21 protein-coding genes, 1 pseudogene and 2 riboswitches are annotated in these 20,952 nt (G+C 71.1%); of the genes and pseudogenes, 12 read left to right on the forward strand and 10 right to left on the reverse strand.

The genetic code is table 11. The features are described from left to right. Positions 1-10 precede the first annotated feature (10 nt). From RY94_RS02805 to RY94_RS18280, 8 genes and pseudogenes are all read left to right on the forward strand, one after another. Positions 11-3,007: a Na+/H+ antiporter subunit A gene (locus RY94_RS02805; protein ID WP_052273868.1), complete on the forward strand. Its 2,997-nt coding sequence runs from the start codon at positions 11-13 to the stop codon at positions 3,005-3,007. Further along, positions 3,004-3,543 carry a Na(+)/H(+) antiporter subunit C gene (locus RY94_RS02810; RefSeq protein ID WP_082046010.1) on the forward strand — a complete coding sequence of 180 codons (540 nt, stop codon included), beginning with the start codon at positions 3,004-3,006 and terminating at the stop codon, positions 3,541-3,543. Before RY94_RS02805 ends, RY94_RS02810 begins: the two co-directional genes overlap by 4 nt. Beyond that, positions 3,540-5,150 carry a Na+/H+ antiporter subunit D gene (locus tag RY94_RS02815; RefSeq protein ID WP_043441605.1) on the forward strand — a complete coding sequence of 537 codons (1,611 nt, stop codon included), beginning with the start codon at positions 3,540-3,542 and terminating at the stop codon, positions 5,148-5,150. The genes RY94_RS02810 and RY94_RS02815 overlap by 4 nt, the downstream gene beginning before the upstream one ends. Beyond that, positions 5,147-5,695: a Na+/H+ antiporter subunit E gene (locus tag RY94_RS02820; RefSeq protein WP_043441608.1), complete on the forward strand. Its 549-nt coding sequence runs from the start codon at positions 5,147-5,149 to the stop codon at positions 5,693-5,695. The genes RY94_RS02815 and RY94_RS02820 overlap by 4 nt, the downstream gene beginning before the upstream one ends. After that, a complete protein-coding gene (locus RY94_RS02825; protein WP_043441611.1) occupies positions 5,692-5,949 on the forward strand; it encodes a monovalent cation/H+ antiporter complex subunit F in 258 nt (85 codons plus the stop codon). The genes RY94_RS02820 and RY94_RS02825 overlap by 4 nt, the downstream gene beginning before the upstream one ends. A gap of 4 nt (positions 5,950-5,953) precedes the next feature. Next, the gene (gene mnhG, locus RY94_RS02830) at positions 5,954-6,382 is read left to right on the forward strand and encodes a monovalent cation/H(+) antiporter subunit G (RefSeq protein ID WP_082046011.1); all 429 of its coding nucleotides are present in this window, start codon (positions 5,954-5,956) and stop codon (positions 6,380-6,382) included. Next, positions 6,312-6,518: pseudogene (locus RY94_RS18275) on the forward strand (NCS2 family permease); the annotation flags it as partial. The gene mnhG and the pseudogene RY94_RS18275, both read left to right, overlap by 71 nt. A 42-nt stretch (positions 6,519-6,560) precedes the next feature. Continuing rightward, entirely contained in the window at positions 6,561-6,935 is a 375-nt protein-coding gene (locus RY94_RS18280) for a response regulator transcription factor (protein ID WP_231554450.1), read from the forward strand. 31 nt (positions 6,936-6,966) lie between these two features. Here the strand turns inward: RY94_RS18280 and RY94_RS02840 are convergent, their stop codons facing one another. The 5 genes from RY94_RS02840 to RY94_RS02860 form a co-directional block, all read right to left on the reverse strand. Then, positions 6,967-8,244, reverse strand: coding sequence for a Y-family DNA polymerase (locus RY94_RS02840; protein WP_043441615.1), 1,278 nt, complete (start codon positions 8,242-8,244; stop codon positions 6,967-6,969). Next, on the reverse strand, positions 8,237-8,593 hold the full coding sequence (locus RY94_RS02845) for a LexA family protein (protein WP_043443376.1): 357 nt from the start codon (positions 8,591-8,593) through the stop codon (positions 8,237-8,239). The genes RY94_RS02840 and RY94_RS02845 overlap by 8 nt, the downstream gene beginning before the upstream one ends. A gap of 220 nt (positions 8,594-8,813) precedes the next feature. Beyond that, complete coding sequence (locus tag RY94_RS02850) at positions 8,814-10,070, reverse strand: glycosyltransferase 87 family protein (RefSeq protein WP_043441618.1); 1,257 nt, start codon at positions 10,068-10,070, stop codon at positions 8,814-8,816. 70 nt (positions 10,071-10,140) lie between these two features. Further along, positions 10,141-11,706, reverse strand: a complete 1,566-nt coding sequence (locus RY94_RS02855; protein WP_052273870.1) for an FAD-dependent monooxygenase — start codon at positions 11,704-11,706, stop codon at positions 10,141-10,143. Between the two features lie 19 nt (positions 11,707-11,725). Then, entirely contained in the window at positions 11,726-12,373 is a 648-nt protein-coding gene (locus RY94_RS02860) for a 4a-hydroxytetrahydrobiopterin dehydratase (protein ID WP_043441621.1), read from the reverse strand. A gap of 95 nt (positions 12,374-12,468) precedes the next feature. Between RY94_RS02860 and RY94_RS02865 the strand changes: the two genes are divergently transcribed. Further along, positions 12,469-13,596, forward strand: coding sequence for an FUSC family protein (locus RY94_RS02865; protein ID WP_082046013.1), 1,128 nt, complete (start codon positions 12,469-12,471; stop codon positions 13,594-13,596). Positions 13,597-13,650: 54 nt separating this feature from the next. Here RY94_RS02865 and RY94_RS02870 read toward each other — a convergent pair whose 3' ends face one another. Continuing rightward, positions 13,651-13,911 (reverse strand): DUF4235 domain-containing protein, encoded by a 261-nt coding sequence (locus RY94_RS02870; RefSeq protein ID WP_043441623.1) that lies wholly within the window; start codon positions 13,909-13,911, stop codon positions 13,651-13,653. A gap of 98 nt (positions 13,912-14,009) precedes the next feature. Then, a riboswitch (TPP riboswitch) is annotated at positions 14,010-14,134 on the forward strand. A gap of 47 nt (positions 14,135-14,181) precedes the next feature. On the opposite strand from RY94_RS02870, the gene RY94_RS02875 reads away from it, so the two are divergent. The 3 genes from RY94_RS02875 to RY94_RS02885 are packed head-to-tail and all read left to right on the forward strand — an operon-like array spanning position 14,182 to position 17,071. Beyond that, complete coding sequence (locus RY94_RS02875) at positions 14,182-14,790, forward strand: ECF transporter S component (protein WP_043441625.1); 609 nt, start codon at positions 14,182-14,184, stop codon at positions 14,788-14,790. Next, positions 14,787-16,277: an ABC transporter ATP-binding protein gene (locus RY94_RS02880; RefSeq protein WP_043441627.1), complete on the forward strand. Its 1,491-nt coding sequence runs from the start codon at positions 14,787-14,789 to the stop codon at positions 16,275-16,277. The genes RY94_RS02875 and RY94_RS02880 overlap by 4 nt, the downstream gene beginning before the upstream one ends. Further along, positions 16,274-17,071 carry an energy-coupling factor transporter transmembrane component T family protein gene (locus RY94_RS02885; protein WP_231554390.1) on the forward strand — a complete coding sequence of 266 codons (798 nt, stop codon included), beginning with the start codon at positions 16,274-16,276 and terminating at the stop codon, positions 17,069-17,071. Before RY94_RS02880 ends, RY94_RS02885 begins: the two co-directional genes overlap by 4 nt. Before the next feature lie 167 nt (positions 17,072-17,238). On the opposite strand, the gene RY94_RS02890 is transcribed toward RY94_RS02885, so the two are convergent. From RY94_RS02890 to RY94_RS02905, 4 genes are all read right to left on the reverse strand, one after another. After that, on the reverse strand, positions 17,239-17,976 hold the full coding sequence (locus RY94_RS02890) for an amino acid ABC transporter ATP-binding protein (RefSeq protein WP_043441630.1): 738 nt from the start codon (positions 17,974-17,976) through the stop codon (positions 17,239-17,241). Beyond that, the gene (locus RY94_RS02895; RefSeq protein WP_043441633.1) at positions 17,973-18,737 is read right to left on the reverse strand and encodes an amino acid ABC transporter permease; all 765 of its coding nucleotides are present in this window, start codon (positions 18,735-18,737) and stop codon (positions 17,973-17,975) included. The genes RY94_RS02890 and RY94_RS02895 overlap by 4 nt, the downstream gene beginning before the upstream one ends. Positions 18,738-18,747: 10 nt before the next feature. Next, the gene (locus tag RY94_RS02900) at positions 18,748-19,662 is read right to left on the reverse strand and encodes an ABC transporter substrate-binding protein (RefSeq protein WP_052273872.1); all 915 of its coding nucleotides are present in this window, start codon (positions 19,660-19,662) and stop codon (positions 18,748-18,750) included. 170 nt (positions 19,663-19,832) lie between these two features. Further along, positions 19,833-19,950: riboswitch (SAM riboswitch) on the reverse strand. A gap of 108 nt (positions 19,951-20,058) precedes the next feature. Continuing rightward, positions 20,059-20,937 (reverse strand): aminodeoxychorismate lyase, encoded by an 879-nt coding sequence (locus RY94_RS02905; protein ID WP_043441636.1) that lies wholly within the window; start codon positions 20,935-20,937, stop codon positions 20,059-20,061. Between the last annotated feature and the right edge of the window lie 15 nt (positions 20,938-20,952).

Raw genomic sequence — 20,952 nt, forward strand, 5'->3', positions numbered from 1 at the left:
TCGAGACCCCATGCTCACCGTGCTGCTCGCGATGTTCGTGCTGGCACTCGGGGCGCCCGTGCTCTTCTCCCGGTTCGGGCGGTCGGCCTTCTTCGTCCTCGCCGCGGCTCCCGCCGCCGGCTTCGTCTGGCTCCTGACCCAACTCCCGCGGGTTCTGGCGTCCGACCAGGCAGCGCCGAACGGCAGTCCCGGTGCCCCGCCGTCGCTCACCATCCCCTGGATCCCCAGCCTGCAGATCGAGCTGACCTTCCGGCTCGATGCCCTCGCAGCGGTCCTGTGCATCCTGATCCTCGGCGTCGGCGCCCTCGTCCTGTTCTACTGCGCCCGCTACTTCAAGAACGATGATCCCGACGTCGGCGCATTCGGCGCCCAGCTCCTCGCGTTCGCCGCGGCGATGTTCGGTCTGGTCACCGCCGACGACCTGATCCTGATGTTCATCTTCTGGGAACTGACCACGATCCTGTCCTACCTGCTCATCGGGTACTCCCGGCAGCGGCTCTCCGCCCGACGCTCCGCCCTGCAGGCGCTGATCGTGACGACGTTCGGCGGCCTGGCGATGCTGGTGGGCCTGGTCATCCTGGGGCAGGAGGCCGGGACCTACCGCATCTCCACGATCCTGGCCGACGCCGGGACCCTCGCAGCCGGTGGCCTGCTGATCGACGTGGCGATCGGTCTCGTGCTGGTCGGTGCCATCACGAAGTCGGCGCTCGTCCCCTTCCACTTCTGGCTGCCGGGGGCCATGGCCGCCCCCACGCCCGTCAGCGCGTACCTGCATGCGGCGGCGATGGTCAAGGCCGGGGTCTTCCTGGTGGCGCGCTTCGCCCCCGGGTTCTCGGAGACCGCCTTCTGGTACCCGGTGATCTTCGGGCTCGGTATGGCCACCATGCTGCTCGGCGGCTGGCGCGCGCTGCGCCAGTTCGACCTCAAGCTCGTGCTGGCGTACGGGACGGTGAGCCAGCTCGGCTTCCTGACCATGGTGGTGGGGCTCGGGGGGCGCGACGGCGCCCTCGCCGGCCTCGCGCTGCTGCTGGCGCACGGGTTGTTCAAGGCCACGCTCTTCCTGGTGGTCGGCATCATCGACCACCAGTCCGGCACCCGCGACCTGCGGGTCCTGTCCGGCGTGGGCGCCACCTCGCCCGCCCTGTTCGCCGTCGCCCTCGTCGCCGCCGGATCGATGGCCGGGGTGCCGCCGCTGCTGGGCTTCGTGGCCAAGGAATCGGTCCTCGAGGCGTTCGTCCACCGCGCGGAGGGTGGGACCGTCGGCACGCTCCTGCTCGGCGGCATCGTCCTCGGGTCCATCCTCACCTTCGCCTACAGCGCGCGCTTCGTGTGGGGCGCCTTCGCGCTCAAGCACGGCCAGCCGCAGACCCCGTTCAAGCGGGTCCGGACGTCCTTCCTCCTGGCGCCCGCCGTGCTGGCCGTCGCATCCGTGCTGTTCGGGCTCTGGCCCGCACCGCTGGACGCCGTGATCCAGCCCTACGTGGCCCTGTTCCCGGCCGAGGGCGAGACGCCGTACCTGGCCCTCTGGCACGGCCTCAACCTGCCGCTGCTCCTCTCGATCGTCACGATCGTGGCCGGCACGGCGCTGTACCTGCTGCGCTCGCCGTTCGAACGGCTCCAGGGGCGCCTTCCCGCGGTCCGGGAGGCGGAGGTCGTGTACCGCTCGCTGATCGGCGTCCTCGACGACGTCGCCGTGTGGATCACGGGGCGCACGCAGCGCGGCTCGCTGTCCTTCTACCTCTTCGTCATCCTGACGACCGCCGTCGTCACCCCGCTCGCGGCCCTCGTCCTGTTCGACGCCCCCATGCCGTCCGCCATCAGGATCGCGGAGTCGCCCGCGCAGGTCGTCGCGGCGCTGGTCATCATCGTGGGCATCATCGCCGCGCTCCGGTCCACCAAGCGGTTCATGGCCGTCCTGATGGTCGGGATCACCGGGTACGGCATGGCGGCGATCTTCGCGCTGCACGGCGCCCCCGACCTCGCCCTCACCCAGATGCTCGTCGAGACGATCGTGCTGGTCGCCTTCGTGCTCGCGCTGCGCTCCCTGCCGGCCCGGCTCTGGAACCGCGCGGGGAGCCGGCACCGGGTCCTGCGGGCCGGGCTCGGTGTGGCCTTCGGCGGGATCATGGCCGTGATCGCCATGTCCGCCATGGCCTCGCGCAACGCCGCGCCCATCTCCCTCGCGTACCCGGCGATGGCCTACGACGACGGCGGCGGCGCCAACGCCGTCAACGTCCTGCTCGTCGACATCCGGGCCTGGGACACCTTCGGGGAGATCACCGTGCTGGCGATCGCCGCGACGGGGATCGCGAGCCTCATCTTCGTCCGGGGTCGCGGCGACACGCGGCGCCGGGCCCACGACGTCGAGGACGGTTCGGTGGACCGGGGCCAGGAGCCGCTGGACGCGGCCGGTCGGGCCGGCGCCGCCCGGGAGCTCGCGGCGCGGTTCACCGACGTCCCCCGCGACCCCTGGCTCGTGGCGGGCAGGACCCTCGCGCCCGAGCGCCGGTCCATCATCTTCGAGGTCATCACCCGGCTGCTCTTCCACACCATCATCGTGCTGTCCATCTACCTGCTCTTCGCCGGTCACAACCTGCCGGGCGGGGGCTTCGCCGGAGGACTCACCGCAGGGCTCGCCCTCGCCATCCGCTACCTGGCGGGCGGACGGTTCGAGCTGGCCGAGGCCAGCCCGGTCAGCGCCGGCGCGCTGCTGGGGATCGGGCTCGCGATCGTCTCCCTCGCCGCGGCCGCGCCCCTGCTGGTCGGCGGCGCGGTCCTGGAGAGCTACATCCTCGAATTCTGGCTGCCGGTCTTCGGCGACGTGAAGTTCGTGACGTCCACCATCTTCGATATCGGGGTCTACATCATCGTCGTCGGTCTCGTCCTGGACGTCCTGCGCAGCCTGGGCTCGGAGATCGACGAGCGCAGCGAGGCGGAAGGCCCCATCGAGGAGGCCTCCGGGTCCGATGCGCTCGTGCCGCCCGCCGTCGAAGGAGTCCAGCCGTGACCGTCAACCTCACGCTGATCGTGCTCATGGCGGCGTTCTTCGCCGCCGGGATCTATCTGCTGCTCGAACGGAGCCTGACCCGCGTGCTGCTCGGCCTGATCCTGCTCGGCAACGGCGCGAACATCCTCATCCTCGCCATGAGCGGAGGCGGTGGGAAGTCGCCGCTCTACGTCTCGGGGACCCCCGCCGAGGAGTACACGGACAGCCTGCCGCAGGCCCTGATCCTGACGGCGATCGTCATCACGTTCGCGGTCACGGCGTTCATGCTCGGCATCATCTACCGTTCGTGGGTCCTCGGCCGCGAGGACGACGTCCAGGACGATCCCGAGGACCGGCGCGTCGCGGACCAGGACAGCTACGACTGGGAGGACGACGCCGACGTCGTCGCCGAGACCTCGGAGTTCTTCGACGACGACGCCCCGGCCGGGCGCAGCGGCGCGACCGCCTACGACGGCGCCGCCACGCTCGAGGTGGGCACCGCCCGCAGCGACGATGATCCTGCTGCCCGGACGCGCCGGCGGGAGGATCGCCGGTGATCGCCGCCGACCTCGCCCCCCTCGCGATCGTCCTGCCGTTCCTCGGGGCGGCCGTCACGTTCCTGCTCATCCGGCACTCGCGGGCACAGCGGGCCGTCAGCATCTCGACGCTCAGCGTGACCCTGATCGTCGAGGTGGTGATGCTGCTCGCCGCCCCTTCCACGGGGACCCACGCGGTGAGGCTCGGCGGCTGGGAGCCCCCCTTCGGCATCGTGCTCGTGGTGGACCAGTTCTCCGCCCTGATGCTCGTGGTGTCCTCCGCCATCAGCCTCGCGGTGCTGATCTACGCCGCCGGACAGGGCATGGCCGACGGCGACGAGGACGGACCGGTCTCGATCTTCCACCCCACCTACCTGATCCTCGTGGCGGGGGTGTCCAACGCCTTCCTCACGGGCGATCTCTTCAACCTGTACGTCGGCTTCGAGATCCTGCTGACCGCGAGCTACGTCCTCATGACCCTGGGCGGCACCGCGCCGCGCATCCGCGCCGGGGTGACGTACGTCGTCGTCAGCGTGGTGTCCTCCATGCTGTTCCTGATCGCGATCGCGATGATCTACGGGGCAACCGGAACGGTCAACATGGCGGACCTCGCGGTGAAACTGGAGACGGTGGACCCTGCGACGCAGATGGTGCTCCATCTCATGCTGCTCGTGGCCTTCGGCATCAAGGCCGCGGTCTTCCCGCTGTCCTTCTGGCTGCCGGACTCGTACCCCACGGCGCCCGCCCCGGTGACCGCCGTGTTCGCCGGCCTGCTGACCAAGGTGGGCGTCTACGCGATGGTCCGCGTCGAGACACTCCTCTTCCCCGGCGACCGCATCAATTCGCTCCTGATGATCGTCGCGCTGCTCACGATGGTGGTGGGCATCCTCGGGGCGCTCGCGCAGTCGGACATCAAGCGGCTCCTGTCCTTCACCCTCGTCAGCCATATCGGGTACATGGTCTTCGGGCTGGCCATCTCCTCGCGGATCGGCCTCGGGGCCGCGGTCTACTACGTGGCCCACCACATCACCGTGCAGACGAGCCTCTTCCTCGTCACGGGACTGATCGAGCGTCGGGGCGGGACGGCGAACGTCGACCGCCTCGGTGGACTCGCGAAGCTCTCGCCGCTCCTCGGCATCCTCTTCTTCCTGCCCGCCATGAACCTCGCCGGGATCCCGCCGTTCTCGGGCTTCCTCGGCAAGCTCGGGCTGATCCAGGCCGGCGTGGAGCTCGGCACGCCGCTCGCGTACGCGCTGGTCGCCGGGGGAGTGCTGACGAGCCTGCTGACCCTCCTGGTCATGGCCCGGGTCTGGAACCGGGCGTTCTGGCGCAGCCCCGCGGACGCTGAGGACCCGGACCCCATCCTGCTCGCGAGCAAGGCCGACGGCTCCAGCGTGGGCACCTCCCGCCATGTGACGGGCGAGGACACCGGGCGCTTCGCCGGCAAGGATCCCGTGACGCTCCTGCCGCGGACCATGACGGGACCGACGATCGGCCTCGTCGCCCTCGGCCTCGCCCTGATGGTCCTCGCCGGGCCGCTGTTCGAGCTGAGCGACGACGCGGCCCAGGAGATGCTCGACCGGACCCCCTACATCGAGGCAGTGCTCGGGCCGGGGGCGGACGGATGAGCCGCCAGCGCATCCCCCTCATCACGGAGCTGCCGCTCGTCATCTGGCTCGTCCTCGTCTGGGGGGCCCTGTGGCAGGACTTCGGCCCCGGCAACCTGGTGTTCGGGGCGATCATCGCGTACGCCGTCGTGAATTTCTTCTACCTGCCGCCCGTCGAGCTGACGGGTCGGTTCAACGTGCTGTGGGTCGTCCCGTTCCTCGGCCGGTTCCTGTACCGGCTGGTGGTCGCCAGTGCCGAGGTGTTCTGGCTGGCCGTGACGCGGGGTCCCTCCCTCCGGAGCGCCGTGGTGGCCGTCCAGCTGCGCAGCCGCTCGGACTTCCTCGTCACGGCCACGGGGCATGCCATCTCGCTGATCCCGGGCTCCCTCGTCCTGGAGGTCGACCGCTCCACGTCGACCCTCTACCTCCACTGCCTGCACATCCGGACCGAGGAGGACGCCGAGGCCATCCGGCGCGACGTCCGCGCCACGGAGGTCTGGCTCATCCGGATCATGGGGAGCCGCAAGGACCTCGACGCACTTACCGCCGAGGAGGCACGCCCATGACGGTCGCCGTGTATGTCGCCGGGGGAATATTGACGGTCGCCGTCCTGCTGGCACTGTACCGGGCCGTCCGCGGACCTTCGATCCTCGACCGCGTCCTGGCGCTCGACGTCGTCCTGGCGGTCGTCGGCGCGGGACTGGTCCTGAACATGGTGGCGGGCCGCCACCTGGACAACCTCGTGCTGCTGGTCACGATCTCGCTCATCGGATTCATCGGCTCGGTCACGGTGGCCCGCTTCGTCACGGACAGGAAGTAGCGGCATGGTGAACGATGTGATCGTCTCGGTCCTCCTGATCGGCGGTGCGCTCATGTCGCTGGCAGCGGGGATCGGCCTCGCGCGCTTCCCGGATCTGCTCTCCCGGATGCACGCCGCGACCAAGCCGCAGGTCCTCGGACTGCTGCTGTTCCTCCTCGCGCTCGCCGTGGAGTTCGAGAGCTGGGTGCTCGTCCCGGTGCTGGTGCTGTGCTGGATCTTCCAGCTGCTCACCAGCCCCGTGTCGGCGCACATGGTGGGCCGCGCCGGCTACCGCACGCGGCACCTGCGGCGTGACCTGCTCACCCTCGACGAGCTCGACGACGTCGTGGCGCGGGCCGCCGAGGGTGAGCCCGNGACCTCCCATGCTCAAAACCGGTTCCGTGCTGGATCGCTACTTCCACATCACCCAGCGGGGGTCGTCCGTCTCCCGTGAGATCCGGGGCGGACTCGCCACCTTCTTCGCCATGAGCTACATCGTGGTGCTCAACCCGCTCATCCTCGCCGGCGCCGATTCCACGGGCGCCGAGCTCGGGTTCGAGCGCGTCGCCGCCGAAAACGGTAAGGTAGCTGATGATCACGGCGACGACACGGGAGGAGGTCCGGGAGTGGACATGCTGCAGCGCAGCGCGGTCGTCATCGAGGACGACGCCGATATCCGCCGGCTGCTCGTCATCGTGCTGTCCGGGCGCCGGTTCACCGTGTACGAGGCCGGCACCGGGGCGGAGGGCCAGCGCCTTGTCGACGCGGTCCAGCCGGACCTCATCACGCTGGACCTCAACCTGCCGGACGTGGACGGCCTCGACCTGTGCCCTCGGCTCCGGGCCCATTCGGAGGCGCATATCCTCACCATCTCCGCGCGGCCCCCGCACCTCACCGAGGAGCAGTGCCTGGCGGCGGGGTCCGACCAGTTCATGGCGAAGCCCTTCAGCCCGCGGGCTCTCCGCGCCTACCTCGACGGCGTGTTCCTCAGCGTCGACGCCGCGTAGCGCCGGCTCCCGACCTCCCCGGGCAGGACACCTAGCGGGCCCTGACCACCGGTAGCTCCGACCACTTCGTCGTGTAGTGCGGCGAGAGCATGTCCCGCTTCATGGTCCAGTCGGACCCGGCCTTCAAACCGGCATGCCCCAGCCCGATGGCCGACCTCCCGAAGCGCCGGCCGACGTCCTGCAGGAGGGGTCCCGTGTCCTTGAGGACCGGCCCCTCGGCGGGCAGCAGGGTGTCCTGGGCGCCCGTGGGCCTGAGGTCGGTGACGATGACTCCGGCGCGGATGTACGGCAGGCCCTCCTCGATCAGGGGGAGGAGCGTGTCCGCGGCACGCGACAGTTCGAGGGGATCCGCCGTGTGCGCCGGCAGGGGGACGCAGACGGTGGGCGAACTCTTCCTGCCCGCACTGAAGGGGGACGTGGCGGCGAAGGCCGTGATGACCCGCCCCTGCAGGCGCTTCCTGGTCAGGCGGGAGGCGGCGCCCTGCGCGTAGACGCTGAGGGCCTGATGCATCGCCTCCCGGGTGCTCACCGGCGTCCCGAAGGAGCGGGAGTACAGGACCTGCTCGTTGCCGGTGGACTCGCGCCCCGTGATGCACGGTGTGCCCTGCAGTTCCAGGACGGTCCGCATCAGGACCACCGAGAAGCGCTTGCGGACGGCCACCGGGTCCGCGGCAGCGAGATCCCAGGCCGTGTCGATCCCGATCGCGTTCAGCCTCCGCGCGTTCTTCGCCCCGACGCCCCAGACGTCCGAGACCGCGAGCCGCCGGAGCAGGGACCGCCGGTTCTCCTCGGGGACGAGGCTCCAGTGGCAGACGCCGTCGAATTCCGGATTGCCCTTGGCCCAGCGGTTGGCGAGCTTGGCGAGGGTCTTGGTCGGCGCGATGCCCACGCACACGGGCAGCCCGACGTTGCGGCGCACGGTGGTCCGGATCTCCGTGCCGGCGCGCCGCTGGGCGTCCCGTGGCCCGGAGAGGGTCAGGAAGGCCTCGTCGATGCTGTAGATCTCGAGGTTCCCGGTGTACCGGCCGAGCAGTTCCATGACGCGGGCGCTCAGGTCGCCGTAGAGCTCGTAGTTGCTGGAGCGCACCTGCAGCCCCCAGCCGCGCGCCTGGTCCGCGATCCTGAACCACGGCGTGCCCATCGTGATGCCGAGGGCCTTCGCCTCCGGGCTGCGGGTGATGACGCAGCCGTCGTTGTTCGAGAGCACCACGAGGGGCCGGCCTTCGAGCGACGGGTCGAAGGCCCGCTCGGCGGAGACGTAGAAGTTGTTGACGTCGACGAGCGCGATGCTGCTGCCGTGCTCAGACACGGTGCAGGCACCGGGTGGCGACGCCCCAGATCACGAGGGAGTCGGGATCGGGGACGGGGATGGGCGGGTACTCCGGGCCCGCAGCGACGAGGGCCACCCCCGAGGAGGTGATGCGGATCCGCCGGATGACGAGCTCGCCGTCGAGCACGGCGATGACCACGGCGCCGTCCCGCGGGCGGAGGGCGCGGTCGACGATCAGCTCGTCCCCGTCGGAGATGCCGGCACCGTCCATGGCGTCCCCGGAGACCCGCACGATGTACGTGCTCGTGATGTCCCTGATGAGGTGGCGGTTGAGGTCGATCCGGTCCTCGAACCAGTCCTGGGCGGGTGAGGCGTATCCCGACGGCATGAGCGAGCCGCCCTCGACCGCGCCGACCGGCCGGCCCAGCGCCGCCCCGGACGCACCGGAAGCATCCATCGCCTCCTCCTCCCCACCCTTTGTCCCTCACCGGCCGCTCACCGGAGTGCCGGCCGTCACCGTGCCCGACTCCGAAGCCTAGACGCTGCTACCGACACCGGAGCGGGACGCCTGGGAACGGGCGGAGGCCGGGAGGCGGTGGTCGGCCGTCCTACCGCCGGCTCAGCGGCGTCAGGGGTGCCGTTCCGGGGACGCTGCTCGGCAGCAGTCGAAGCTGCCGCACGGCCCACCCGAAGACGACGACGACGAGCAGGTTGCGTGCCGAGAGGAGGAGCGCGACGCCGGGTTGCAGCGCCTCATGCAGCTGGATGTAGAAGATCGGGTAGACGAGCGTGGTCAGGACGGCGATCAGGACCATCAGGGCGCTCGGGACGATCCACCGACGGCCGTTCAGTGCGGCACCCACCGAGATCACGGCGACCAGCCAGAGCATGAACTGGGGAGAGCCCACCTTGTTGAAGACGATCAGGGCGCCGACGAGGGCGAGGGTCCCGGTGACGACGAGCTGGGCGCGGTCGGCCCTTTTCCTCAGCGCAGCCACCATGAGCAGGGCGATGGACGCCACGGCGAGGCACAGGAACGCGTCCATCAGGGCGGCCAGGGGCTCCGCGAACGAGCCGCGGATCTCCATGGTGTGGATCTCCGCGTTGAATTCCACGGTGGTCGCGTCGCCGAGGATCGCCTGCCACAGACCGGGTGTCGCGAGGGGTGCCTCGAGCTGCATCCCGCGCTCGCCCTGCGTCGACAGGAAGCCGACGACGTTCCCGAGTCCGCCCCGGGACGCCGCTACTCCGACGATCACCCCGGACACCAGGAGGCCGGCGAGGACGACCCGCCCCCTCGCCCGGGCCGTGATGAGCAGCGCGAGCACCGCCGCTGCCGGCCAGACCTTGATCCAGGTGGCCAGGGACAGGACGGACGACGCGAAGACCGGGTGCGCGGCCGCGCAGATCAGCCCGACGACGACGAGGGGTCCTGTGACACCGTCCACACGGGCGAAAGCGACCGGCCCGAGGATCGCCGTGAGCAGCGTCCAGAGATAGGCGGCCTGCCACCCGTAGCGCGTGGCGCCGCTGTTCAGCAGGGCCAGCACGGCGGTCAGGTTCAGGACCAGGCACAGCAGGAACCACCCGAGCAGGTAGAGCTCCTGCCCCAGGAGGCCGGCGACGATCATCGGGAGCATCGCCCCGGCCGGGTACACCCAGGCATCGTCGATCCCCAGCCAGACGCCCGTGCTGAAGCCGTGGAACGCCCAGTGGCGGTACAGGACCACATCGCCGTAGGTCTCGCCCGCGATGATGCGGGGAAGCAGCAGGACGAAGGCGAGGACGTGGACGGCCGCGAAGACCGCGAGGACCGAGGACCGCCGGGCCGGCAGTGCGGTCCGGTCCGGGCGTGGCGGGGTCATGGGGGGCTTCCTGCTGGTGGTCACCGGGCTGCACCACGATAGCAGCCGCGGCGCGCCGGCCGGGTGTCCGTCAGGGTCGTTCGTCCTTCCCCCCGGGATGCGCGGCGGACGAGGGGGCGCGCGCCGCGCGGAACACGGTGACGGCCTCGGCGGGTGCGGACGCGGCGGCCACGAAGCCGTCCGGCCGCACGAGGTACAGGGTGCCGGGCCGCAGGGGGGTGGAGCCGGTGGAGCCGAAGCGGTGCAGCGGGAGCCCGAGTCCGACGGCGGAGGCTTCCGCGCGCCGTGCCGCCGCCGGGTCGGGGGCGTACAGGTGCAGCTGCCAGGACGCCGACCGCAGCGCGTCGAAATTGTCCCCGGTCCACTGCAGCCGGCGGCCGACGACGGCGTCCCTGCGTCGTCCCTCCTGCGCACCCTCCATGCGGTAGTGGATGCGCACCTGGCCGAGGTACCCGGCCAGACGGCGGCCGATCGGCAGGCGGGGGAGCACCGAGACGATGACGGGGACCACCATCCGCGGCACGAAGCGTCGCACCAGGACCGCCCTCCTCGACGTGGAGGTGAGCCCGCGGAACGCGGTGTCCGTCGTCTGCAGGAGGCGCACGGCCACGGGGCGGCGCTCCGCCCCGTAGCGGTCGAGGAGCGCCTCGGGGGCGCGCCCCGAGATGACGTCGTGGAGCTTGAACGCGAGGTTGTGGGCGTCCTGGAGTCCGGTGTTCATGCCCTGCGCACCGACCGGCGAATGGACGTGGGCCGCGTCGCCGGCGAGGAACACGGAGCCGGTCCGGAAGCGCGCGGCGATCCGGTGATGCACGCGGTAGGTGGAGAACCACCGGGAGTCCTCATAGGTGACGCCGAAGCCCTCCGCCATGCGGCGGCGTGCACCCTCCTCGGTGATGTCCGGCGCGGCGTCGTCACCGGCCGTACCGATGAGCCGCTGCCCGGTTCTGCCGTCCTCGGCGGACCGCATGGGGAACGCGAGCAGGAAGGCCGTGGCACCGAGGCGGACGTTGACGGACGCAGGGTCCAGCCCGCCGACGCCCACGGCGTCGACGAGGTAGAAGCTCTGCCGGCTGGTGGTGCCCTCGAAGTCCGTGCCGCACAGGGACCGGACGGTGGAGCCCGCTCCGTCGCAGCCGACCGCGAACCGCGCGCGGATCGTCGACGGCCCGTCCGGGCCCTCGACCACGGCGAGGACGCCGTCGTCGACCTGTTCCAGCGACACCAGCCGGTGCCGCCACCGCACGGTCCCCCCGAGGGTGCGCAGGTTGTCGCCGAGGATCCGCTCGTTGGCGCTCTGCTCCAGGACGTGGATGCCAGGGTAGGGCGTGATCCCCTGTCCCAGCCTGGTGAGCGGGACGGGCGCGAAGGAGGCATGTCCGAAGCCCTGCCGGACGGACTCCACGCGCACCGCCTCGGCCAGCACGCGGTCGATGACCCCGAGCTGGTCGTAGATCTCCAGGGACCGCGAGTGCACGCCGAGGGCCCGGGACTCGACCGTCGGTCCGTCCTTGCCATCGATCAGCGCGATGCGCCGTCCCAGCTTCACGAGCCAGTTCGCCAGCATCAGGCCCGTGGGGCCCGCACCCACCACGAGGACCTCGATGTCCTCCGGTGCTGCGCTCTCGTGGGTCATGGTCGTCTCCGCGGTCCGTTCAGCGGTCAAGGGTGGTGCAGACGCAGGCGCGATTGCCCTCGGCATCCGCCAGGACCGTGAACGACGGCGCCCGCGTGTCGTCGACCACGCGTCCGCCCGCGGCCACGGCGGCGGCGATCCGGGCCTCCGCGGCATCGTGCGGCACCCAGAGGTCGAGGTGGAAGCGCTGACGCGGCGTCTCGTGCGCGTCGGTGTGCTGGAACCACAGGGTCGGGACGCGCCCGCCCGGGTCCGCGACGTCGTCGCCGTCCACCGCGGTCGCGTCCCCGGTCAGCAGGGCGGCCCAGAACGGGCCGACGGCGGCCACGTCGGCGGTGTCGAGGGCGAGCTCGACGACGGCGGGCGCCGACGGGTCCGCCGGGATGCCGCGTTCACCCGCGATCCCGCTGATCCGGCGCGCGAGGTCGACGTCGCGCTGCGTCACCCCGGAGGCGTCGTGGCTGAGGAGCGTGACGTCGACGTGCGGGTAGGTCAGCACGACGTCGGGGTGGTGGCCGGCCTGCTCCGCGAGGTCACCGATCGCAGCGACGAGGGCGAGGCCCGTGGCGAAGTCGCCGGTCACGAAGCGGGCGTGCAGGGCCCGGGCGAGCTGGCGCCAGTCGGCCAGGCCGGCGTCGAGGATCTGCTGCGTGGTGAGGTTGGTCATGCCGCCAGTATGCAGCGTGCCCGCATCCCGGAGAAGGGGCGGGCCACCCCTGCCGCCGCGGATCGGACGCCAAGGTTCGGCTGCCATACTGCGGGATGCCCACAATCAGGATCCACCCGGGCCTCGGCGTGCTCGCCGCCCGCTTCGACGGCGACCTCAGGGAGCGGCTGCGGGCCGCGGTCCTCGCCCCGCAGCTCCTCCTGGCGGTCAAGGCCGCCTTCGCCGCGGCGCTCGCCTGGACCATCGCCCAGGCCATCCCCGGGACGCCGGCCGAGTACCCGTACTACGCGCCGCTGGGTGCGCTGCTGGCGATCTACCCGACGGTGGCGGGCACCCTCAAGCTCGGCCTGCAGACCGTCGTCGGGCTCGCGATCGGGATCCTCCTCGCGTACGTCGCGGTGTGGGCGGGGGACCCGGACTGGGTCACCATCGCGTTCGTCGTCGGGGCGGGCGTCCTCCTCAGCGGGGTGCTCAGGAGGACGGCCGGCGGCGGGTCGGGGATCGCCTCGGCCGGGCTGTTCGTGCTCGTCATCGGCAACGAGAACCTGGGGTATTCGCTGGGCTACCTCGTCCAGACCCTCGTGGGGGTGGGCGTGGGCCTCGCGGTCAGTGCGCTCATCCTGCCGCCGCTCCACCTCAATGACGCGGTGGGCCAGATGAGCGGCCTCCGGCGGACGGCGGCACGCCAGCTCCAGGAGATGGGCGAGGCACTCGAGGAGGACTGGGCCGGGGACGACCCGCGGTGGGGGGAACGCCGTGACGACCTCACGGCGTCCGTCCGGAACGCCCGGAGCGCCCTCCAGTACGCGAACGAGAGCCGGAAGGGCAACGTCCGGCGGCGCTTCCATCCGCGGGACATGCGCCGCGACTACCGGCACGTCGAAGTCCTGGAGATCGTCGCCTCGCACACCCTGAACATCACCAACATGCTGCAGGACGGGCTCCACGGGACGGCGACCGAGCAGTCCCTCCCCGAGGCGGTCCGCCCGCCCCTGCAGGAGGCCTTCACCGCCGTCGGCAACGTCCTGGACCTGTGGACGGTCGAGGAATGCGGCGACGAGAACCTCCACGACGCCGAGCGGACCCTGAAGGTGCTCGAGACGGCAGCCTACGAGTCGTCCACGGAGACGGTCCCCTTCGGTTCGGCGGCCGCGATCGGCATGAACCTCCACCGCATCCTGCAGGCCGTCAGGCCCGAGCCGGGCGTCGAGGGGGAGTCCTGACCCGGCACGCGGAAGGGGCGCCCCGAAGAGCGCCCCTTCCCTGGTCCGTGCGGCTCAGGTGAGGTCGCGGGTCTTGGCGAACCGCTCGATGGCCTGCTGCGTGGACCGGTTGGTCAGGACCTGGATGGTGGTGCTGACCGCGCCCGAGATGATGGCGAACACCAGCGCGGAGCGGAGCGTGTTCTCCAGGCCGTCCTTGCTCTTGGGCGGCGCCTCGCCGGTGATCTTCTCCCACAGGAAGTCGACGAGCTTCGTCCCTACGAAGCCCGCGCCGACACTCATTCCCACACCGAGCAGCTTGAACACGACGTTCATGGTTTCTCCTTCTAGTCCGATGGTCCTGCGCCTAGCCTAGCCGGGCCGATCTCCTCTCCGCAGGCGGAGGACAGGTGTAGGATCGGGAGCGCTCAAGCAACACACGACAGGGGAGCGCCGATCCGCAGCATGCTGCCGGGACGGGCGCTGAGAGTGCGGAATGCCGCAGACCCTCGAACCTGATCCGGTTAGTACCGGCGAAGGGAGTCGAGTTCTCGGGGTGCGCGAGAATCGTGCGCCCTCCCCTCCTGCAACCCAGGAGGAATCAGCATGGCATCATCGACGGCCCTGAAGGGCCTCTCCCCCCGGACCAGCCGGTGGCGCGTCGTCGACATCGTGGTGGCCTCGGTCATCGGCGTCGCCGTCGGCGTGCTGTTCTTCGTCTGGTCCGCGGGCTACTCGGGCATCAGCGTGCTCACCGCCGGCTTCCCGCCGCTCGCCGGTCTGTACTCCGGCGGGTGGCTCGTCGCCGGCGTGCTCGGCGGGCTGATCATCCGGAAACCGGGTGCCGCGATCTACTGCGAGGTGCTCGCGGCAGCGGTCTCGGCCCTGATCGGCACCCAGTGGGGGGTCGGCGTCCTCATCTCCGGGGCCATCCAGGGGGCGGGGGCGGAACTCGTGTTCCTGCTCTTCCTCTACCGGAAGTGGAACCTGCCGGTCGCCCTCCTCGCCGGCCTCGGCGCGGGCCTCGCGCTGGGTATCAGCGAGAACATCCTCTACAACGCGCTCTGGAGCTTCGAGTTCAAGCTCCTGTACATCGTGTTCGCCGCCATCTCCGGCGTCGTCATCGCGGGCCTGCTGTCCTGGCTGGCCATGCGCGGACTCGCGAGGACGGGCGTGCTGTCCTCCTTCGCCGCCGGCCGCACGGCGGACGTGTGACACCAGCGCAGGCGCCGTCCCCGGGAGCTGCCTCCGTCAGCGCCCGGGGATGGGGCTGGCGTCACGCCGGCCGGAAGGCCTTCGCCGCCCGCCACCTCGACCTCGACATCCGGCCCGGCGAGCGCGTGCTGCTCCTCGGTGCGTCCGGCGCGGGCAAGTCCACCGTGCTGCACGGCCTGGCGGGACTGCTCGGCAGCCAGGACGAGGGTGAGCAGGAGGGTGAGCTGCTGCTCGACGGCGTCCGCCCCGCCGACGCCCGCGGCCGCGCGGGCCTGGTGCTGCAGGACCCCGAGACGCAGGTGGTCCTGGCGCGCGTCGGCGACGAGGTGGCCTTCGCCGCCGAGAACCTCGCCGTACCCCGGGACGAGATCTGGCAGCGGGTGCACCGCGCGCTCGACGACGTCGGGCTCGACCTCCCGCTCGACCACCCGACCAGCGCGCTCTCGGGCGGCCAGAAGCAGCGCCTCGCCCTCGCAGCGGTGCTCGCCATGGAGCCCGGGCTGCTCCTGCTCGACGAGCCGACCGCGAATCTCGACCCCGACGGCGTGCTGGAGGTCCGCGACGCCGTCGTCCGTGTCCTGGAGCGCACGGGCGCGACCCTCGTCGTCGTCGAGCACCGCGTCGCCGTCTGGGCTGACGTCGTGGACCGCGTGATCGTGCTCGACGCCGCCGGGGGCGTCCTCGCCGACGGCGCCCCGGGGACGATCCTGGTCCAGGAGGGCACGCGCGCCCGGCTCGCGGAGGCGGGCGTGTGGGTCCCGGGCCGGCAGCCGCCCGTCGGCGGGCCCGTGCCTGCCGGTGGCGGTGAGGTACTGCTGTCCGCGCAGGCGCTGACGGTCGCCCGGACGAAGCGGGGCCCGGCCGCCGTCGGGCACCTCGGGCTGGACGTCCGCGCCGGGCAGGCGCTGAGCATCACCGGGCCCAACGGCGCCGGGAAGTCCACGGCCGCCCTCACGCTCGGCGGCCTGCTGCGCCCGCGCGCGGGACGGCTCGAGGCGTCACCGGAGCTCGCCGGCACTGCGGGGGCCGACCCGTTCCGCTGGCGCTCGGCGCAGCTCGTGCAGCGCATCGGCACCGTCTTCCAGGAACCCGAGCACCAGTTCCTCACCCCGAGCGTGGGGGAGGAGCTCGCGTTCGGGCCGCGGAGGGTCGGCGGATCCCCGGATCCGCGGCGCACCGGGGAGATCGCGGAACGCCTGCGGCTCACCCACCTGCTGGGGGCCAACCCGTTCACGCTGTCCGGCGGGGAGAAGCGGCGCCTGTCCGTGGCGACGATGCTCGCCACCGCGCCGCGCGTCCTGATCCTCGACGAGCCCACGTTCGGCCAGGACGCCCTCACCTGGGCCGAACTCGTGACCCTCCTGCGGGAACTGATCCACGACGGCGTCGCCGTCGTCTCCGTCACGCACGACGCCGATTTCATCGCGGCCCTGGGATGCGCGACCCTGCACGTCTCCGGCGGGGCAGGGCGGCTGGTGGCTCGGTGAGCGGCGGGCACCTGACGCCGGTCCTCACCGGACGGACACTCCTGCGGGCCAACCCGGTGTCCAAGCTGTTCGCCGCCGTGGTCATCACCCTCGCGCTCATGGCCAGCATCGACTGGGTCAGCGCCGCGGTGGTGCTCGGCTGCGAGCTCGCCCTCATGCCGCTGCTGGGCATCAGCGTGGTGGGGCTCGCCCGGCGGATCTGGCCCCTGCTGGTGGCCGCCCTGCTCGGGGCCTACGGGACGGCGCTGCTCGCCGGGAAGACGGGCGGCGTGCTGCTCGACGTCGGGCCGTTCCTGTTCACCGAGGGCTCCGTGGCCGCCGGGACCGCCGTCGGGCTGCGCGGTCTGGCGCTCGCCCTGCCGGGGATCTTCATCCTGCTCACCACGGACCCCACCGACCTGGCGGACGCCCTGGCGCAGAAGCTCCGCCTCCCGCACCGCTTCGTCCTCGGGGCGCTGGCGTCGCTGCGGCTCGTGGGCCTGCTGGTGGAGCAGTGGGAGATGCTCGGGCTCGCCCGGCACGCGCGCGGGATCGGGTCGGACGGCTCGCTCGTCGCCCGGGCCCGGAACCTGCTCGGGCAGTCGTTCGGCCTGATCGTGCAGGCCATCCGGCGCGCCACCCGGCTGGCCACGGCCATGGAGGCGCGCGGCTTCGGCGGCGGGGCGCGCACCTGGGCCAGGACGAGCACGTACACGGCGCTCGACGTCGGGGTGGCCGGCGTCGGACTCGTCATCGCGGCGGGGGCGACGACGGCGGCCGTCCTGGCCGGGACCTGGAACTTCATCCTGTCCTGACCATCCGGTCGCGATGGCGTACCGGATCCGGGGGCTTCGGCGGCCGCCGGCGCGTGTCGGGGAGGACACGCCGTCGCAGGAGAACCGTCCGGGCCGGAAGTCCCCGGAGACGGCACCGGGGGCCCGCTCGAGCGGACCCCCGGTGCCGGGCAGGTGGAACGAGGTGCCTAGAGCACGTCCGAGAGGAACGACCTCAGGCGGGGCGTCTGCGCGTCGTCGAAGATCGCGGCCGGGGGGCCGGACTCCACCACGACGCCGCCGTCCATGAACGTCACGGTGTCGGAGACGTTGCGGGAGAAGCCCATCTCGTGGGTGACCACGACCATGGTCATGCCCGCCGTCGCGAGATCCGCCATGAGTGCCAGGACGCCCTTGACGAGCTCGGGGTCCAGTGCGGAGGTGGCCTCGTCGAAGAACATGACCTCCGGGTCCATGGCCAGCGCGCGGGCGATCGCGACGCGCTGCTGCTGGCCGCCGGAGAGGTTGCCGGGGCGGACGTCGGCCTTGTGCTTCAGGCCCACGAGGTCCAGCTGGGCGAGGGCCTTGCTCCGGGCCTCGTCCGCCGACATCCTCCGGAGCTTGCGCAGCGCGAGGGAGACGTTGTCCAGCACGGTCTTGTGCGGGAACAGGTTGAACTGCTGGAACACCATGCCGATGCGCCGTCGCAGCTCGTCCGGGTTGTCCTTCAGGACGGACCGGCCGTCCAGGAGGATGTCCCCCTGATCCGGTTCGATGAGCCGGTTCAGGACGCGCAGGAGGGTGGACTTGCCGGACCCGGAGGGGCCGATGACGGACGCCGTCGTGCCCCGCTCCACGTGCAGGTCGATCCCGCGCAGCACGTGGTTGGAGCCGAAGGACAGGTGCAGGTTCTTCCCCGTCAGGGTCCCTGATTCGATCGTCTTCATGCCTTCGCTCCTTCACCGATCTTCGCGGCCAGTTCGTCCGGTTCGGGCTTCTGCTTCTTGCCCACGCGGAGCCGGTTGTCGATGAAGTTGACCAGGTGCGTGAGCGGGATGGTCAGGCACAGGTAGAGCACACCGGCCGCGATGAGCGGTGACAGGTTGCCGGTGTTGCTCGCGGCGTCGTTGCCCACCCGGAAGAGCTCGCGCTCACTGGCGACGAGGCCGATGAAGTAGATGAGCGAGGACTCCTTGATGAGCGAGATGAACTGGTTCACCAGGGCCGGCAGCACGCGCCGCACGCCCTGGGGGATCACGACGAGCTGCATCGACGAGCCGTAGCTGAAGCCGAGGGCCCGCGACGCCTCCAGCTGTCCCTTCTCCACGCTCTGGATCCCGGAGCGGAAGATCTCGCCGATGTACGCCGAGGCGATCAGCGAGAGGGCGAGGATGCCCAGCGGGTACGGGCTCGTGCTGCCCGTGATCTCCCGGAGGATCGGGCCGAGCCCGAGTCCGATGAGCAGGATGATCACGACGGCGGGCAGCCCGCGGAAGATGTCCGTGTAGATGCGGGCGATCCACCGCAGCACGCGGTTGCGCGAGATCCCCATGACGGCGAGGATCATGCCGACGATCGTCCCGATGATCCCCGACGCCAGGGCGAGCATGAGCGTGTTCGGCAGTCCGACGGTCAGCAGGTCCGGCAGGACGGCCGCCATCGCCTCCCAGTCGAAGAAGGTCTTCCCGAGCTGTTCGAGGGCATCCATGCAGGGACCGCTACTCTACTTCCACGGCTTTGCTGCCGGGCTTCCAGTCGGAGGGCATCTCGCGGTCCGGGTACCACTCCTCGGTGAGCTCGGTCCACGTGCCGTCGGCGACGACGGCGTCGAGGCCCGCGTTGAGGGCGTCGATGAGCGGCTGGTTGTCGCTGTTCACGGCGTACGCGGTGAAGTTCTCGGTGTTGATGATGGTCTCGGCGATCGTGGTGTCGTCGCCGTCCTTCACCTGGCCGGTGGCCTGCTGCGACGGGGCCACCCAGGCGTCCACCTGTCCGTTCTTCACGTTCGCGTAGACGGTGTTGTAGTCGGGGAAGCGCACCGGCTCGAGGCCGAGGGTGTTGGAGACGTAGTCGTCCTGGACGGTGCCCTGGACCACGCCGATGCGGGTGCTCTCCGAGAGGGAGTCGAAGCCCGTGACGGAGGAGCCGTTCTTCGTGACGACGGCCATGTAGCCGAAGTCGTAGCCGTTGGTGAAGCCGACGTTCTCGCGGCGCTCCGCGGTGGTGGAGATCGAGGAGGATCCGACGTCGAACTGCTTGTTCTGCACCTGGGCGAGGAGCGCGGAGAAGTCGGTGGACGCGAACTCGACCTCGAGGCCCAGCTTGTCGCCGATGGCGCGCAGCAGCTCGTTGTCGTAGCCGGTGAAGACGCCGTCCTCGAGGAAGATGTTCGGCGGGGCGTCGGAGAGCGTGCCGACGCGCAGCGTGCCGTCGGTGACGAGGCCGAGCTCCGCGACGTCGATCTCGTCGATCGGCGTGGTGGTGTCGGTCGTGTACTGGTCGAGCGACTGCTGGTCGCTGCCGGCCAGGGCGTCGGTGGTCTCGGTGGGCTCGCTGCTGCCGCTGCCGCAGGAGACGGTCAGGGCGAGGAAGGGGACGGCGAAAGCCGCCAGGACCTTGCGGGAGATGTTCATGGTGTCCTTCGAAGTGCCGGCCCGGATGGGGGCGCGGGGAACGGGGGATGGTGCGGGGGACGCCGGATCACGGCGACTGGGGACAGGCTGCTGGGTGACACGCTCACTGTTCTGGGCTGTGCGAGGGTGCGGGTTCCGTCACCGGGGAATGGTCCGGGACAGGCCGCACGACGCCGTACTTGCCAACCGGGGGACTTGTCCCGGCGGCCGAATCTTCACCTGGAGCACCCCACTACGGGAGAGGGTTGCTGTCCAGCCGGCCAGGGCCGAGGGCTGGAACTCTTGATTGCAGGCAAAACGCTAGGGCAGCACGGAGCATCGGGTCAAAACGGGAGGTGCCGGAAACCGACACTTGACGTAGCAGAAGGGCCTCAGGGCGCCCTTTTGTGGCGGAGATTACACGAAACGGTCCACGAGATCGGTGAGTTCGGCCGTCAGGGCGGTCGAGGTGCGCAGCTCCTGGCCGTCCAGCGAGAGCACCGGCGCGAGGAGCCGGATGCTCGAGATCAGCCACACGGCGTCGGCCTCGAGGAGATCGCGCGGTTCCAGCGGCCCGTAGCCGAGCTCCCACCCCTGCTCCTTCGCCGCGGCGAACAGCGCGCTCTGCGAGGTTCCCGGGAGGATCCCGCTCTCGAGCTGCGGCGTGAGGAGGGTCTTCCGGCCGTCGCGCTCGTAGGCGAGGAGCACGGTCGACGTCGGGCCTTCCAGGACCTTGCCGTCGGAGGAGGTGAAGATGACGTCGTCGGCCCCGTGCGCCTTCGCGTACCGGACGGCGGCCATGTTCACGGCGTAGGAGAGGGTCTTCGCGCCCATGAGCAGCCAGGGCGCGCGCTGGGCGACGGTGCTGTCGTACCCGCGCTCGAGGAAGAGGACCCTCAGGCCCGTCTCGCGCTGCCGGAGGGTGGCCTCCGGCACGCGGGCCACCTGCACCCAGGCCGTGGCCCGCCCGGCGCCCTCCACCCCGCGGGTGGCGATCAGCTTCACGACGGCGTGTCCCTGGTCCGGTTCCGCGGCCGCGAACTCGCGCAGGCCCGTGCGGATCGCGCGGCTCCAGGCCTCGGCGTCCGGCACGGTGAGGTCCAGGGCGGCGGCCGACGACGCGAGGCGGGCCAGGTGCGCCTGCTCCTTGCGGGGGGCTCCGTCGACGGCGAGCAGGGATTCGAAGAGGCCGTCCCCGCGGGTGGCGCCGAGGTCGGTGGCCATCAGCTGCGGCTGGGACGCGTCGACCACCCTGCCGTCGTCATGGGCCGGGTCCAGGAACACTAGAACAGTCATGGGCCACAGCGTAGC

Origin of the sequence: Arthrobacter sp. L77 (assembly GCF_000816565.1) — a bacterium.
GTDB classification, from domain to species: Bacteria; Actinomycetota; Actinomycetes; order Actinomycetales; family Micrococcaceae; genus Arthrobacter_D; species Arthrobacter_D antioxidans.

Bases quoted from the DNA above. Each gene is read 5' to 3' on its own strand.
- RY94_RS02890 (WP_043441630.1), bottom strand. From the start codon at position 17,976: ATGAAGACGATCGAATCAGGGACCCTGACGGGGAAGAACCTGCACCTG.
- RY94_RS02865 (WP_082046013.1), top strand. From the start codon at position 12,469: ATGCCCACAATCAGGATCCACCCGGGCCTCGGCGTGCTCGCCGCCCGC.
- RY94_RS02895 (WP_043441633.1), bottom strand. From the start codon at position 18,737: ATGGATGCCCTCGAACAGCTCGGGAAGACCTTCTTCGACTGGGAGGCG.
- RY94_RS02860 (WP_043441621.1), bottom strand. From the start codon at position 12,373: ATGACCAACCTCACCACGCAGCAGATCCTCGACGCCGGCCTGGCCGAC.
- RY94_RS02875 (WP_043441625.1), top strand. From the start codon at position 14,182: ATGGCATCATCGACGGCCCTGAAGGGCCTCTCCCCCCGGACCAGCCGG.
- RY94_RS02850 (WP_043441618.1), bottom strand. From the start codon at position 10,070: ATGACCCCGCCACGCCCGGACCGGACCGCACTGCCGGCCCGGCGGTCC.
- RY94_RS02870 (WP_043441623.1), bottom strand. From the start codon at position 13,911: ATGAACGTCGTGTTCAAGCTGCTCGGTGTGGGAATGAGTGTCGGCGCG.
- RY94_RS02825 (WP_043441611.1), top strand. From the start codon at position 5,692: ATGACGGTCGCCGTGTATGTCGCCGGGGGAATATTGACGGTCGCCGTC.
- RY94_RS02805 (WP_052273868.1), top strand. From the start codon at position 11: ATGCTCACCGTGCTGCTCGCGATGTTCGTGCTGGCACTCGGGGCGCCC.
- RY94_RS02845 (WP_043443376.1), bottom strand. From the start codon at position 8,593: ATGCCGTCGGGATACGCCTCACCCGCCCAGGACTGGTTCGAGGACCGG.
- RY94_RS02855 (WP_052273870.1), bottom strand. From the start codon at position 11,706: ATGACCCACGAGAGCGCAGCACCGGAGGACATCGAGGTCCTCGTGGTG.
- RY94_RS02900 (WP_052273872.1), bottom strand. From the start codon at position 19,662: ATGAACATCTCCCGCAAGGTCCTGGCGGCTTTCGCCGTCCCCTTCCTC.
- RY94_RS18280 (WP_231554450.1), top strand. From the start codon at position 6,561: ATGCTGCAGCGCAGCGCGGTCGTCATCGAGGACGACGCCGATATCCGC.
- RY94_RS02905 (WP_043441636.1), bottom strand. From the start codon at position 20,937: ATGACTGTTCTAGTGTTCCTGGACCCGGCCCATGACGACGGCAGGGTG.
- RY94_RS02820 (WP_043441608.1), top strand. From the start codon at position 5,147: ATGAGCCGCCAGCGCATCCCCCTCATCACGGAGCTGCCGCTCGTCATC.